A 13,850-nucleotide genomic window follows, 5' to 3' on the forward strand; every position below is an offset into this window, starting at 1 on the left:
ACGGCTCGACGCCCCCGGCCGGCGACCCCGCGGCGGCGTCGATGGCATAAATTGCAAACCTTGTGTCATTGACGCCACGGTGGGTCGTTGACCAGCATGGATGGAGTGCAGCGGCGCATCGTGTTCGTGGTGTTCGACGACTTCCAGCTCCTGGACATGTCCGGGCCGGCGGAGGTGTTCGCGACGGCGAACCTGTGGGCCGGGGGACACGGTTACGTCGTGGAGGTCGCGGGCGCGCGCGCCGGGCACGTGGTGGCGCACGGGGGCATCACCATGGTCGCGGGCGCGGCCCTTGAGGACCTGCGCGGCCCGATCGACACGCTGTTCGTGGTCGGCGGGTTCTCGGTGCCCGAACGGCTGTCCGACCCGGGGCTGATCGCTCAGATCGGACGGCTGGCGCGGGTGTCGCGCCGGGTGGCCTCGGTCTGCAACGGCGCGATGTTCCTGGCCGAGGCGGGCCTGCTGGAGGGGCGGCGGGCCGCGACGCACTGGCTGGCCACGGGGGAGCTGGCCAGGCGTTACCCGGGGGTGCGGGTCGATCCGGAGGCGATCTACGTCAGGGACGGCGAGGTGTGGACCTCGGCGGGCGTCAGCTCCGGCATCGACCTGGCCCTGGCGCTGGTCGCCGAGGACCACGGCCCGGAGCTGGCCAGGGAGATCGCCCGCATGCTGGTGGTGTACCTGCACCGTCCCGGCGGGCAGAGCCAGTTCAGCACGCCGGTGATCGCCACCACGCCGCGCCGGGGCGACCTGCGCGAGCTGCAGATGTTCATCGACGCCCATCCGGCGGAGGATCTGAGCGTGCCGGCGCTGGCCCGGCGGGCGGGCATGAGCCAGCGGCACTTCTCGCGGGTGTTCACCGCGCAGACGGGGCTGTCGCCCGGCAGGTACGTCGAGCGGTGCCGGGCGGAGGCGGCCCGGCGGCTGCTGGAGACGACGGACGATCCGCTGGACACGGTGGCCAGGCGGTCCGGGCTGGGCGTGGGGGAGACGCTGTACCGGGTGTTCCGGCGGCACTGGCGGATCTCGCCCGGCGACTACCGGCGGCGGTTCCGGTCGTCGGCGTCCGCGCCGGAGGGGCCCACGCAGATCGCGGTCGTCCGTGCGACGTCGGTGGCCCCGGGGATCGCGGCGCCGTTCTCGCTGGCCAGGTAGCCGCCCGCCCACCGGCGGCGGGGGTGGGTTTGGGGGGATTTGTTCGGCCGGGCGGGACCGGTCATGATCGGGGTCACCCCCCTACCGATTGGACGACACCACGGTGCGAAGAATCGTCGCGGCGTTGACCGTCTCGCTGGCCGTCCTGGCGGCCACGCTCCTTCCCTCGCTCGCCCCCGCCGGGGCGGCGGTCCCGCACTGGACGCCGGCCCCGGCCTGGGCGCCCTGCCCCGAGGATCCGGGCGCGGCGTGCGCCCGCCTGACACTGCCCGTCGACTGGGACGACCCGCGCGGCCCGGCGTTCCAGATGGCCGTGGCCCGGCGGCCCGCCACCGACCCCGCCGCCAGGATCGGCACCCTGGTGATCAACCCCGGCGGCCCCGGCGGATCGGGCGTGGACGCCGTCCTGCGCAACGACCTGCGGCTCAGCCCGCGCCTGCTGGCCCGCTTCGACCTGGTCGGCTTCGACCCCCGCGGGGTCGGCCGCAGCAACCCGGTGCTGTGCTCGCGCGACCTCGCGCTGCGGACCCCCGACCCGATCATGCGCACGCAGGCCGACTTCCAGGCCCGGCTGGCCTTCAACGCCCGCTACTCCCGCGACTGCCGCGCCCGCACCGGCCCGCTGTACGACCACGTGGACACGCTGAGCGTGGTCCGCGACGTGGACGCGCTGCGCGCCGCGCTCGGCGAGGACCGGCTCACCTACTACGGCGCGTCCTACGGCACGCTGATCGGCCAGCAGTACGCCGAGCGCTACCCCGGGCGGGTGCGCGCGCTGGCCATGGACGGCAACATGGACCACGACCTGGACACCACCCGGATGCTCGACACCGACACCTGGACCACCCAGGACTCCTTCGACGAGTTCGTCAAGTGGTGCGCGGCCGCGCGGGAGTGCGAGCTGCACGGGCGAGACGTGCGGGCGCTGTTCGCGGACCTGATGGCACGGGCCGAACGCGGCGAGCTGAGCCTGCCGCAGGCCCCGGACGGCAGGCTCACCCCGTTCCTGCTGGTGCTGCAGACCTTCAGCGCCACCTACGGTCCCGACTGGGCCGCCCTGGCCGCGTTCCTGCGCGCCCTGGACGCCGGGACGGACACCGCGCGTCCGCTGGTCACCCGCCCGGCGGGGGAGGAGACGTTCAACGACGCCACCCAGGTGATCTGCCAGGACTACTGGCTTCCGGTGCGCGACCAGCGGGCGTTCCAGCGGCATCTGCGCAGGCTGGCGGCGATCGCCCCGGACATGCGGTTCAGCCCCATCTCGATCTCGGGGACGGCCGCCTGCCTCGGGCAGCCCGTGCCCGTCCCCAACCCGCAGCATCGGCTGCGGGTGTCCGGGACGCCCCCGCTGCTGCTGGTCAACGGCCTGCACGACCCGGCCACCGGGTATCCGTGGGCGCAGAGCACGGCCCGGCAGATCGGCCGCGAGGCCAGGCTGCTCACCTATGAGGGCTGGGGGCACGTCGTCTACGGGCGCGGCGCCTGCGCCGACCGGGCCGTGGAGGACTACCTGATCTCCCTGACGGTGCCCGCCAAGGGGGCGCGCTGCCCGGCCGTGCCGCCGGGCCAGGGACTCGCGGGTCGTTCCGCGCCGCCCCGCCCGCCGTCGGGGCCGGTCCCGGGGCTTCCCGGCTGGGTCTGGAACCGCTGAGCTCGCCCAGCGCGGTCTTCTCCGGGTCATTCGCCGGTCTTCGCGGGGCGGCGCCGACGCCGGTCACGCCCCGCGAGGGCCGCTCACGGCGGGACGTCACCGGTGGACCCTGCGGCCGGAGGTCGGCGGTGGCCGCCGCAGGGCGCCGGGCTACTCGGGGGCTTCGTCCACCGCGGGGCGTTTGGGCTGCTTCTTGGCCTGCTTGGCGCTGCGGGTGGCCTTGATCGCCGCCTTCTTCGCCTTCGCGGATGACTTGATGGACTTCTTCTGGGCGGTGTCTCCCATGATTCCCCCTCTTGTCGGCGTGACATCCCGGCATGGGATATCACGCCGATTACTACCCTTCTGTAGGCGATTCACTACATAGTGCTACATAAGGGAGAGCTGTTCGCCGGTCGCGGGGGAGGGCCGCCGGGCCTGCCGGTGCGGGCGGGCGGGGGCCGAGCGGCCCACGCCGTACCGGCGGGCCAGCTCGGCGACCTGGGCGGTGACGCGCCGCTGGTAGGACTTCGGGGCGTAGGCGCCCCTGCCGTACATCTCCCGGTAGCGGGGGATCAGGCGCGGGTGCTCGCGGGCCAGCCAGGACAGGAACCACTCGCGGGCGCCGGTGCGCAGGTGCAGCACGATCGGGGTCACGCCGGTCGCGCCCGACTCGGCGATCAGGCGCACGGTGCGCTCCAGCGCCGCCGGGGAGTCGGTGAGGTACGGCAGGATCGGCGCCATCAGCACCGCGCACGGCAGCCCGGCGCCGGTGAGCGCGGCGCAGACCTCCAGCCGCCTGGCCGGGGCGGGCGTGCCCGGCTCGATCGAGCGCCACAGCGCCGCGGCCTCGCCGTCGCCGTCGCCGACGAACCCCACCGAGACGGCGGTGGAGACGTCGGTCACCTCGGCGGCCTGGGTCAGCAGGTCGAGGTCGCGCAGGATCAGCGAGCCCTTGGTGAGCACCGAGAAGGGGTTGGCGGCGTCGCGCAGCGCGGCCAGGATGCCGCGCATCAGCTCATAACGCCCTTCGGCGCGCTGGTAGCAGTCGACGTTGGTGCCCATCGCGATGGGATGGCCGCCCCAGCGGGGCGCGGCCAGCTCGGCGCGCAGCAGCTCGGCCGCGTTGACCTTCACCACGATCTTGGAGTCGAAGTCGTGTCCGGCGTCGAGGTCGAGGTAGGTGTGGGTGTTGCGGGCGAAGCAGTAGCCGCAGGCGTGGGTGCAGCCGCGGTAGGGGTTGAGGGTCCATTCGAAGGGGACGTGGCTCGCGGCGGGGACGCGGTTGATGATCGACCGGGCGCGGATCTCGTAGAAGGTCGTTCCCCGGAAGCCCGGCGTATCGAAGGTGCGGGCGACGGCGCCCCGGGCGAACAGCGGGGCGGCGGCCCCGGACCCGCCGTCGCCGGTCGGTCGCAGATTGTCCCAGCGCATGCGAATGATTAGAACAGCAGTTCGAGCAAGATCGCAAATGCGAAGACGCGGTAATTACTCGCTCTTGAAATGGCTAATGATCTTCATGGCGGGCAGAAAGTCGGCACATACCTTGCGTGCGGGAGGTGCGGCATGGCCTGGTCGCAGGACGAGGAGCGGATGCTGGCCCAGATCGAGCGGCACCTCGTCGACGATGATCCTCGGCTGGCCGCTCGTCTCGACTCGTTCAACGAGCGCGTCCGCCGCAGGGAGGGCGGCGGCGGACGCCGGCGCGGCGCCCGGAGCGGGCGCGGCCGGGGGCGCAGGCCACGGCGGTCGACGGTCATCATCGCGGTGAGCTGGCTGCTGATCGCGACGCTGGTCGCCACCCTGCTCATCATGGTGCTGCGTCACGAGGCCGCCGCGCTGGCCCTCGGCTCCAGGGCGGGTCGCACCACGGCGGCGCTGCCCGCCGCTCCCGCGCTGCCCGCCGTGCCGGAGGCGCGGATCCCCGCCGCGCGCTGACTCCCTTGACGCACTGGCCCCCTGACGACACTGCCCTGCTGACCCACTGACGGTCAGGCGGGCCCGGTTGCCCGCCGGGGCCGCTCGCCCCTTGGGGCGATCATGACGGCCAGGCCGTCCAGCAGGCGTTCCAGGCCGAACGCGAACAGCGACTCCAGGTCGAGTTCCACGCCGGGCTCGGGGGCATGGCCCAGCATCCGCCCGCCCGGCATCTGGGCGCGCAGCCACTGCTTGCTGGTCATCCCGGTGTCGCGCGCCGCGCCGTCCTCGGCCTCGATGCCGAACGCGGTGCCCCGCACGTAGTTGACCATCGTGCCGTAGACGTGCAGCCGGGTGTTTAGGTCCAGGCCCAGGCCGTCCAGCGCGCTCAGCGACCACCGGCCGTAGGCGACCAGCCCCGGCAGCAGCGCCGGCCGTACCACCGAGACCACCCGGGGCAGCCAGGGATGCCGGTGGTACAGCGCCCACTGCAGCTCCGCCGCCACCCGCAGGTGCGAGCGCCACCCGGGCGGCGGCGCCGGGTAGACGATCCGCGCGAACGCGGCGTCGGCCATCAGATGGGACAGCTCGGCCTTGGCGTCCAGGCGCCGGTAGAGGGTCATGGTGGCCACGCCGAGCCGGGAGGCGACCGCCCGCATGGACAGCACGGCCAGGCCGCCCTCGTCGGCGATCTCGGTGGCGGTCCGCACGGATCCGCTCCCGCTCCGGGCCCGCGCCCGACGCGGACGCGGGCGCCGGGCGGGCCGCCACCACCGCGCCGGAACGCGGCGTCGTCTCGATCACCCCGGCCTGCCGCAGCGCCGACAGCGCCTTGGTCGCCGTCGCCATCGCCACGCCCCATTCGCGCACGATCGCCCGGGTGGTGGGGACCGCGTCGCAGAGGGCCTCGCCGCCGCCGTCGCGCGGCAGGACCCCGATGCGGGGCGGATGCCCGGGCAGCCACCGGCAGGCCATGCCGTCGAAGCCCAGCGGGGTGTCCCACAGCACCACGTGCCGCTCGGTGAGGGCGAAGTCGTGCATGAACGGCGTCCGCGTCATCGGGACGGCGGTCGCCCGCGCCACGGTCCCGTCGGGAGCGGTCACGATGTGCTGGACGAAGCTCCGGCCGGGCATGTACGCCAGCGAGTGCAGCTCGCCGGTGCGCGGGTCGTGCTTGGCGTGCGCCCCCGCCGTGAAACCCTCGGGGGTCGCGCCCAGCGGGCACACGCCCACGTGTTCAGCTCCTCGTCCAGCTCGGCGGGCGGCAGGCCGCCCTCGGCCATGGCGATCGTGCGCCGCGCGTGCCGGATCACGTGCACCATGGGGGCGAAGCCCGGGACGCGCACGAAGCGGTTGCGGTACCACTCGGCGTGGCCGTCGCGCAGGCGCACGCCGTGGACCATGCCCTGCCCCATGCCCCAGACGTGCACGACCGGATCCTCCACCCCCATCGTGTTGGGACCGTTGCGCAGGTAGCGGCCGTTGAGCGCGTCCGGGATCCGCCCGGTGACGGGCAGGTCGTGGGCGGTGACCTCTTCGGTGACGGGCGCGAACGCGCCCTCCAGGTACTTCATGTTGACACCGTACGGAGAACGGCGGAATCTCCCGCGCGGCGCCAGCTCGAATACCGTCATCTGTACTAGTGCAGCGCGCCTCCGGGCGAGACCCCCGCGATTGACACGCCCGGAGCCGGTTTGGTAGAAACCCGACCAGCGTCGCGGTGCACCCGGCAAGGAGATCGCCGAGGGCATGGAGGCGCCGGACCGACGGACGACCTTGACGACATCCCGCGAACGCCTGACGGCGTTCGGCAACCAGCTGATCGAAGTGCACATCTGGCTCCGCGAGGAGCTCGCCGCGCTCCGCGAGGACGCGGACGCCTACCTCGCCGGCGGGGCACGCCTGCGCGAGCTTCGCGCCCACTGCGTGACCTTCTGCACGGCGCTGACCCGGCACCACACCGGCGAGGACGACCACGCCTTCCCGCGGATCGCCGAACGTTTCCCCGAACTGCGCCCGGTCCTGGCCGAACTGCGCCGCGACCACGCGCTGGTGGAGGACTCCATGCGGCGGCTGGAGGCGCTGGTGGCGGGCCTGGACGGCCAGAGCGACCCCGTCGCGGTACGCCGCGAACTCGACGGCCTAGCCGCGCTGATGGAGACCCACTTCGTCTACGAGGAGAAACGGATCGCCGCCGCCCTCAACGCCCTGCGCGTACCGGACTGGGACCGCTCCCGCCCCGACTTCCTCCGCACCACCGACCCCTGATCGGGCCTCACCCCCGCGGCTTGCGCCACAGAACGCTGTACCGCCACAGCAGGTGGCGGCGGAACTCCGAGCCGGGCAGCACCTCGGCGGCCACCTCCCGCACCTGCGAGTAGGTCAGCGGCGGCGGCCACACCGTGGGTGAGGGATGCTGCCAGTGCCCCCTGGTGGCCCGCAGGTAGGTGGACACCGCCATGGTGACCACCTCGCGCGGCAGATCCTTCGGCATCGACCCGCGGGCCAGCCCGACCACGGCCAGCATCCCGCCGGGGCGCAGCAGGCCGCGCATCCGTTCGAGCCCGGCGACGGCGTCCATGTGGTGCAGCGTCGCCACCGACGCGACGACGTCGAACGACGCGGGCTCGAACGGATGGGTGAGGAAGTCGTCGAGGACGTATTCGATGTCACCGGGATGCGCGCGGGCGTGCCCGATACTGACCGCGTCACGATCGATCCCGGTCACACGCGCCACCCTCCGCCGCAACTCCCGCGCGAGCGTCCCCTCCCCGCACCCGACGTCAAGGGCGTCCCGCGCCCCCTCGGGAACCGCCGCCAGGATGCGGGGGTGGTAGTGGATGTTGTGGTTCCACCGCTTGCCGTCCTTCGCCGTCATGTGATCATCTTGCCGGACGGCGCCGCGCCCGGTCCGCCGTTCGCCGGCTGTACGAGGCACGCCCAGGGGCGGAATCGCATGGCCCCGGCGGACGCGAGCATCAATGAGGCGACGGGCTCCCGCGCCGCCGCGCCCTTCCAGCTCCGGCACGTGCAGAGCGGGCGCTGCCTGGACGGCAGCGTCTCCCAGGGAATTCGCCTCAACACCTGCAACGACAACGGCTACCAGGCCTGGCGCTGAACGACGTATGGACGGTGGCGTCATCGTCTCAGGGGCCTTCGGGACGCAGATGACGGTGCCCGGCTCGGCCGCGAACCCTCCCCGCTCCAGCGCCCGCTGCGCAGGTGACTCGTGCACCGCCGCCGACGCCGCTGATGTCCGCTCCGGGGCGGGTCCCGATCTTCGCGGTCGTCCGGGATCTGGGGGTCGCGCGCCGCGGTCGCCGGGCGACGGGTACGGGTGAGTGATTCGTCCCGTTACCCGTCGCCCGTTGGAGGCTTCCGGGGTGGTCAGTCGGCCTTGCCCCGGACGATGTAGAGGTTCATGTCGGTGAAGTCGAGGGTGATGTTGTAGGGCTTGAAGAAGCAGTGGGCGAAGTGGCCCGTCCCGTCGATCCCCGACCCGTAGGGCCACGGCACGTTGAGCGGCATGTTCGGGTCCGCCTCGCAGTAGACGTCCCTGGCGACGGCGTCGCCGAGGCGGATCTCCCTCGGGTAGCAGGGGTAGGTGATGGTCGGGTGGCTGTGGGCGAACGTCTCGATCGGGCGGTCGTAGTCGGTGCGGACCCGCAAGCGCTTGGCCACCTCCCCGGGCATGCCCACGGCGATCTCGCCGACCCCGCCGAAGTTCACGCCCATCACCCGTGGGCCTGAGCCGGCGATGCTGCCGACGCTGCTGACATCGTGGTCACGGGACAGCCAGATCGGCAGCGGCTTGGAACCCGCCCGTACGGCGGCGGCGCGTACCTCGGCGACCGCCTCGGGGGTTCTGCGGCGCAGGATCAGGTGGCGGCCCGCGTAGTCGAAGGTGGTCAGCAGGTGGTAGAAGACCCACGTGCCGATCAGGCCGTCGCTGTCGGCGTCGACGTCTTCGCCCGACTCCGTGGACGACCAGCCCACCGGGACGTTGCGCAGTTCGATGCCGCCCAGCTTGAAGGAGTCCAGCACCCCGTAGTGCACCCAGATGGAGATGCCCTCGAACTCCGACTTCTGGCTGACGACGGGGTTCAGCCCCGCCTCCTTCGCCACCGACGCGGTCAGGCTCAGATTCGAGGTGCCGGTGTAGAAGGAGAAGCTCTTCGCCGGTCCGCCGTTGACCGAGGCCTCCACCAGCGGCCTCGGGTCCATCTGCTGGAATCGCGCCCGGCCGATGTCGCCGACCATCCGGTACGGCTCGCCGCTGATCGCCGCGAACCATTTGGCGTAGTCCTCCGCGCCCGCCGCTCGCCAGCATGGAACGGAGAGGGCGAACTTGTCCTGCCGGATGTAGCAGTCGCCCAGGAGCTCGTTCGCCTCCTTGTCATCGGGGGCCAGGTCGACGGCCATCTTGAGGTACTTCTCGGCATCGGGGAACCGGTTGGACAGCAGCCCGACATGGCCACGCTGGCGAGCCGCGCGCAGATTCTTGGGATCCCTTCTCAGGATCTCCTCGTACGCGCGGGCGGCCTTCTCGAACTTCCCGGCCTTGAACAACGCGTCCGCGTCGTCGCCCCCGGCCAGCGCCGGGGCCACCCCGCCCAGCAGCGGTGCGGTCGCGGCGGCCCCGCCCAGGACGGCTGCGCCCCGTAACAGCGAACGCCGGCCCCATTTCCCGTCATCAGCCACGCCTTCTCCTCTCGTGATCGCCTTCGTCGTAACGTCTGTCCCGGCGGACGGTCACAACGGCCCCGACCGGCACCATGCGCCGTCCTGATGCGGGCGGCCGGCTCGGTTCGCGGCACGCTCCGAAACTCGCCCGCCGGTCGACCCCGTCCACTGTGGACCCGCCGCGTCCGCGCCTCGTTCGCGCCGTGTCATGGTCGTGTCACAGTGCCATCCCGGAACGGGCCAGGTAGGGCTTGAGCGGGGCGTCGTAGGTTCGCGCGCACCCTGCCGCCCACACCGTGGATGCGGACGTGTTGGTCGTTCCCGCCGGGGGCCGCCTTCCACGTACGCCTCGGAGTTCGCCTTCGCCGGCGCCTTCAAACGTGAGTACGGCATCGCGCCCGGCAGATACCGGCGGCAGGACCGGACGACGACGTCAGATCGGCCGTGACGCCCCTCGACGCGTGAACCGGCCGCGCCGGCGGCATGGCGGGGCGGTCATTCCATGGCGCGCAGGAAGTCGGCGGCGACCGGGGCGGCCACCTTGCCGCCTCCGCCGCCGCCTTCGACGATCACCGACATGGCGATGTCTCCGCGAAAGCCGATGAACCAGGCGTGCGTCTCGGGCGGGTCGGCCGTGCCGAATTCGGCGGTGCCGGTCTTGCCGCGCGTGCCGTCGGGCAGCCCGGCGTCCTTGGCGGTGCCCTTGGTGACCACGTCGAGCATCATCTGGCGCAGCGGCCCGGCCACGCCCTCGGGGAACTCCTTCGGGGGGACGCGCTGCTGGATGGAGCCGACCAGGGTCGGCGGGCGCCAGGTGCCGTCGGCGATCGCGGCGGCCACCGAGGCCATCACCAGCGGGCTGGCGGTGATCCGGCCCTGGCCGAAGGACTCGGCGGCCAGGTCGGCGGCGTCGGCGGCCTTGGGCAGGCTGGACTTGACCGCCGGGACGCCGATGTCCAGCGGCTGGTTGAAGCCGACGGCCTCGGCGGTCTCCAGCAGTTTGTCGGCCCCCAGCCGCTCGGCGGCCAGCGGCGCGAACGTGGTGTTGCAGGAGTGGGCGAAGGAGTCGGCGAACGACAGCGCGCCGTACTCGGCGTGGTCGGAGTTGCGGATGGCCAGGCCGCCCACGTTGGCGTCCTTGGGGCAGGTGACCTGCTCGCCGGGGGTCATCCCGGAGGCCAGCAGCCCGATGGCGGTGACCGCCTTGAAGGTGGAGCCGGGGGCGTAGGAGCCCTCCAGGGCCCGATTGAACGGGCTGTTGTTGGCCACGGCGAGGATCTCGCCGGTGGAGGGACGCACGGCGACCAGCGCGGCGGGTTTCTCGATCTTCCGGATGGCGTCGGCGGCGGCCTTCTGCACGGTCAGGTCGAGGGTGGTGCGCAGCGGCTCGCCGTCCTCGCCGGGCAGGCCGCCCAGCGGCTTGATCGGCTCGCCGCCCGCGCCGAGCAACTGGACGTCGGTGGCCGGGACGCCGGCCAGGCGCCGCTGGAAGGTGGCCTGCAGGCCGCTCTTGCCGACGATGTCGCCGACCCGGTAGGCGCCGCCCAGGGCGGTGACGTCCTTGGCGGTGGCCTTGCCGAGCGCGCCGGTGAGCTGGGCGACCGACCCGCCGTCGTCGCCGTCGTCGATGCGCTCGCCGCCCGCGTCGGTCAGCTCGGCGCGGGCGGGCCAGCGCGAGCGCAGCTCGATCCGGCGGCCGGGGGCCAGGTCGGGGTGGACGGCGGCCTGCGTCCACCGCACCTTCCAGCGGCGTTCGCTGACCACCAGCCGCAGCGAGCCGTCGTAGGCCCACCGCCCGCCCGAGCGGAAGTCGTGGACCACGGAGTAGCCGGCCGTCGCGCCCTGGTCGTCCTCGCGCACGCCGGTGACCTTCACCATGGTGGACCGCGGCCCCAGGGCGTCGTCCAGGCGGTCGTAGGCCTGGCTGAAGCCGGGCACCGGGCCGGTGAGCTCGGCGCGCATCGCGGTCAGGTCGCCCCGCTGCCAGGCCTGGGTGAACCGCTGCGCGGTCTCGGCGGGGGTGCCCCGCGTCCGCAGCAGGTAGTAGCCGCCCCCGGCGGCCGCCCCCGCCAGCAGGACGGCGGTGACGGAGACGATCGCGATCGTACGGCGACGCGGCACGGCGCACTCCCCACGTGATCAGCGGGCCAGGCCGCCCGGCCGGGCGGGCAGGACCGGGACGCCTGGCGAAGCGGGGTGTGACCAGGTGACCTGGCGAGCGGCCCGGGCGCGGGCCTGGCGCGGATGATCGAAGTGTAGACGGCGCCGGGCCGCCTCACCCGGGGTTCGGCGCGGTACCGTCCGGGGCGGGCCGCAGACCTGCGGAGATGAGGGCGACGACCTGGCGCACGACCTGCGCCTGGGCGGGGGACAGCTCGTCCAGGAACGGCTCGATCGCGCCGGCGTCCCATGTGGCGGGGCCGGGGGCGGCCGGGATGTGCCGGGCGGCGAAGGCGGCCAGCTCGGCGGCCAGCGGCCCGATGCGAGGGTCGCCTGGCCCGGCGTCGGCCAGGTCGTCCATACGCCGGTAGAAGTCCTCGCCCGCGGCGCGGGCGCCGGGGTCGGCGGCCAGCCCGGCGAGCATGGCCCGCGCGTGGGCGTCGGGCGGGGCGTGCGCGCCGATGGCGTCGACGACCACCAGCAGGTCGCGGTCCCAGGCCGACATTCGCGAGGTGGCGGGGCCCAGCCCGTGCAGCACGGCCAGCAGCTCGGGGGAGGCGGCGTCGTCGGCGGACAGGCCCTCGCCGTTCGCCCGGCGCAGCAGGGAGGCCAGCCGGGCGCGCCTGGCGCGGATCTCCTCCTCCTGCCTGGCCAGGTCGGCGTCGATCTCGGCGAGGATCTCCGGAAGTTCCCTGCCCCGGTCGTCGGCGATGACGTCGCGGGCCTCGTCCAGGCTGAGGCCCAGCTCGACCAGGCGGCGCACCCTGGCCAGGGCCACGGCGTCGCGCATGCCGTACTCGCGGTAGCCGTTGGCGCGGCGGGGCGGCTCGGGCAGGACGCCCTGGTGGTGGTAGTGGCGCACCGTGCGGGTGGACACCCCGAGCAGCGCGGCCAGTTCTCCGATCCGCATACCCCAGGTTAAGACCTTGACGCCGCGTCAATGTCAATCGCGGCCGGGCGACGGCTCAGGCGGCCGTGGCCGTGCCGGTCCCCCGGCGGACGGCGTAGGAGGGGACGTACTCCTGCCCGGACAGCTTCTGGATGGCCGACATGATCTCGTCGGTCACCTCGCGGCGGGTGCGGGCGTGCCCCGCGTCGCCGGAGAAGGTCATCGGCGCGCCCAGGCTGATGCCGATCTTGCTGAACCGGGGGACGGTGGTGCCCGGCGGCAGGACCTTCTCGGTGCCGAACATGGCGACCGGGATGACCGGGATGCCGGTCTTGAGGGTCAGCCAGGCCACGCCGATCTTGCCCCGGTACAGGCGGCCGTCGGGGGAGCGGGTGCCCTCGGGGTAGATGCCGAACAGGTCGCCCGCCTCAAGGACGCGCACGGCGGCGTCGAGGACGCCCTGCGCGCCCGCCGCGCTGTCGCGGTCCACGCTGATCTGCCCGGTGGCGCGCATGTACGCGGCGGTGATCGGGTTTCCGGTGAAGTACTCGGACTTGGCGAGGAAGGTGACCTTGCGGGGGAGCATCAGCGGCAGGAACGTGGAGTCCAGCACGGACAGGTGGTTGGAGGCCAGGATGGCCGGCCCCGTCGCGGGGACGTGCTCGGTCCCCGTGAGCTCGGGACGCCAGAGCAGGTGCAGGAACGGGGCGCTGACGATCTTGGTGACCTCGTAGAGCACGTGTTCTCCTCGCGCGGCGGTGGACGCGGTTAACCCTACGCGCCTGGCGGACCTCGCCGCCCGCCAGGCGGCCCGCCGCCCGTTTCGGTGCTCGTTTCGGGCCCCTCCCGTAACGCCGACGGGCCCCGCGAGCGGTGCTCGCCGGGGCCCGGACGGGACGTTAAGGCCGATGTGGCGGTCGCCTCCTCGGCGAGAGGCACAACACGGCTCCAGCCGAACGGTATTCCGTGAAGGCGGTAATTTGCGGCCCGGGGGACACAGACCACATCGGCCACTCGACTCTAACGGACGCGCGCGGATGGTTATTCCATCGGGGACCCCGGCGCGCCGGGGATTTCCGGGTGACGTTCCAGTGACACGACCGTCAGGGCAGGGAGCGGCGCTGTTCTTCCAGGAAGACGCGTTCGGGGCGGGTGCCGACGAGTTCCAGGGCGAGGTCGTACTCGCGGCGGGCGTCGGGGTGGCGGCCCAGGCGGCGCAGCTCGCCCTACAGGAAGGCGACGGCCTTCCAGTCGGTGCCGGCCGTCATGGCGACTGGGGCACGGGACGGATCTCCACGGCGTTCTCCGGGCACGCCTTGGCCAGTTCGATGGCCTCGTCGAGGTCGCGCGCCTCGATCTCGTAGTACCCGCCCCAGGCGCTCGGTGGTCTCGGCGAACGGGCCGTCGGTACGCGCC

At 73.1% G+C, this 13,850-nt stretch carries 15 protein-coding genes and 1 pseudogene; 6 read left to right on the forward strand and 10 right to left on the reverse strand.

All coding sequences use genetic code 11. The annotated features are described in order from the left end of the window. Positions 1-96 precede the first annotated feature (96 nt). Positions 97-1,155: a GlxA family transcriptional regulator gene (locus P3X83_RS35940; RefSeq protein WP_277309866.1), complete on the forward strand. Its 1,059-nt coding sequence runs from the start codon at positions 97-99 to the stop codon at positions 1,153-1,155. A gap of 103 nt (positions 1,156-1,258) precedes the next feature. Beyond that, positions 1,259-2,806, forward strand: coding sequence for an alpha/beta hydrolase (locus P3X83_RS35945; RefSeq protein ID WP_277309824.1), 1,548 nt, complete (start codon positions 1,259-1,261; stop codon positions 2,804-2,806). A 150-nt stretch (positions 2,807-2,956) separates the two neighbouring features. Here the strand turns inward: P3X83_RS35945 and P3X83_RS35950 are convergent, their stop codons facing one another. Continuing rightward, the gene (locus P3X83_RS35950; protein WP_277309825.1) at positions 2,957-3,091 is read right to left on the reverse strand and encodes a hypothetical protein; all 135 of its coding nucleotides are present in this window, start codon (positions 3,089-3,091) and stop codon (positions 2,957-2,959) included. An 84-nt stretch (positions 3,092-3,175) separates the two neighbouring features. Continuing rightward, positions 3,176-4,219 carry an Rv2578c family radical SAM protein gene (locus tag P3X83_RS35955; protein ID WP_277309826.1) on the reverse strand — a complete coding sequence of 348 codons (1,044 nt, stop codon included), beginning with the start codon at positions 4,217-4,219 and terminating at the stop codon, positions 3,176-3,178. Positions 4,220-4,351: 132 nt separating this feature from the next. Between P3X83_RS35955 and P3X83_RS35960 the strand changes: the two genes are divergently transcribed. Further along, positions 4,352-4,723: a DUF3040 domain-containing protein gene (locus tag P3X83_RS35960; protein WP_277309827.1), complete on the forward strand. Its 372-nt coding sequence runs from the start codon at positions 4,352-4,354 to the stop codon at positions 4,721-4,723. A 53-nt stretch (positions 4,724-4,776) separates the two neighbouring features. On the opposite strand, the gene P3X83_RS35965 is transcribed toward P3X83_RS35960, so the two are convergent. From P3X83_RS35965 to P3X83_RS35975, 3 genes and pseudogenes are all read right to left on the reverse strand, one after another. Beyond that, positions 4,777-5,412 carry a TetR/AcrR family transcriptional regulator C-terminal domain-containing protein gene (locus P3X83_RS35965; RefSeq protein WP_277309828.1) on the reverse strand — a complete coding sequence of 212 codons (636 nt, stop codon included), beginning with the start codon at positions 5,410-5,412 and terminating at the stop codon, positions 4,777-4,779. Between the two features lie 259 nt (positions 5,413-5,671). Further along, positions 5,672-5,920: pseudogene (locus tag P3X83_RS35970) on the reverse strand (carotenoid oxygenase family protein); the annotation flags it as partial. Then, a complete protein-coding gene (locus P3X83_RS35975) occupies positions 5,803-6,276 on the reverse strand; it encodes a carotenoid oxygenase family protein (RefSeq protein ID WP_277309829.1) in 474 nt (157 codons plus the stop codon). The gene P3X83_RS35975 and the pseudogene P3X83_RS35970, both read right to left, overlap by 118 nt. A gap of 202 nt (positions 6,277-6,478) precedes the next feature. On the opposite strand from P3X83_RS35975, the gene P3X83_RS35980 reads away from it, so the two are divergent. Next, positions 6,479-6,970 (forward strand): hemerythrin domain-containing protein, encoded by a 492-nt coding sequence (locus P3X83_RS35980; RefSeq protein ID WP_277309830.1) that lies wholly within the window; start codon positions 6,479-6,481, stop codon positions 6,968-6,970. A 7-nt stretch (positions 6,971-6,977) separates the two neighbouring features. Here P3X83_RS35980 and P3X83_RS35985 read toward each other — a convergent pair whose 3' ends face one another. After that, positions 6,978-7,580 carry a class I SAM-dependent methyltransferase gene (locus P3X83_RS35985; RefSeq protein ID WP_277309831.1) on the reverse strand — a complete coding sequence of 201 codons (603 nt, stop codon included), beginning with the start codon at positions 7,578-7,580 and terminating at the stop codon, positions 6,978-6,980. Positions 7,581-7,658: 78 nt separating this feature from the next. Here P3X83_RS35985 and P3X83_RS35990 point away from each other — a divergent pair, with 78 nt between their 5' ends. Next, complete coding sequence (locus P3X83_RS35990) at positions 7,659-7,820, forward strand: hypothetical protein (RefSeq protein WP_277309832.1); 162 nt, start codon at positions 7,659-7,661, stop codon at positions 7,818-7,820. Positions 7,821-8,089: 269 nt separating this feature from the next. Here the strand turns inward: P3X83_RS35990 and P3X83_RS35995 are convergent, their stop codons facing one another. The 4 genes from P3X83_RS35995 to P3X83_RS36010 form a co-directional block, all read right to left on the reverse strand. Beyond that, positions 8,090-9,403 (reverse strand): tetratricopeptide repeat protein, encoded by a 1,314-nt coding sequence (locus P3X83_RS35995; RefSeq protein WP_277309833.1) that lies wholly within the window; start codon positions 9,401-9,403, stop codon positions 8,090-8,092. A gap of 477 nt (positions 9,404-9,880) precedes the next feature. Then, a complete protein-coding gene (locus P3X83_RS36000) occupies positions 9,881-11,506 on the reverse strand; it encodes a penicillin-binding transpeptidase domain-containing protein (RefSeq protein ID WP_277309834.1) in 1,626 nt (541 codons plus the stop codon). Positions 11,507-11,660: 154 nt separating this feature from the next. Next, positions 11,661-12,455, reverse strand: a complete 795-nt coding sequence (locus P3X83_RS36005) for a MerR family transcriptional regulator (RefSeq protein ID WP_277309835.1) — start codon at positions 12,453-12,455, stop codon at positions 11,661-11,663. Between the two features lie 55 nt (positions 12,456-12,510). Beyond that, positions 12,511-13,173, reverse strand: a complete 663-nt coding sequence (locus P3X83_RS36010) for a lysophospholipid acyltransferase family protein (RefSeq protein ID WP_277309836.1) — start codon at positions 13,171-13,173, stop codon at positions 12,511-12,513. A gap of 352 nt (positions 13,174-13,525) precedes the next feature. On the opposite strand from P3X83_RS36010, the gene P3X83_RS36015 reads away from it, so the two are divergent. Next, complete coding sequence (locus P3X83_RS36015) at positions 13,526-13,798, forward strand: hypothetical protein (protein WP_277309837.1); 273 nt, start codon at positions 13,526-13,528, stop codon at positions 13,796-13,798. Positions 13,799-13,850: the final 52 nt, after the last annotated feature.

Origin of the sequence: Spongiactinospora sp. TRM90649 (genome assembly GCF_029382225.1) — a bacterium.
Lineage (GTDB): Bacteria > Actinomycetota > Actinomycetes > Streptosporangiales > Streptosporangiaceae > Spongiactinospora.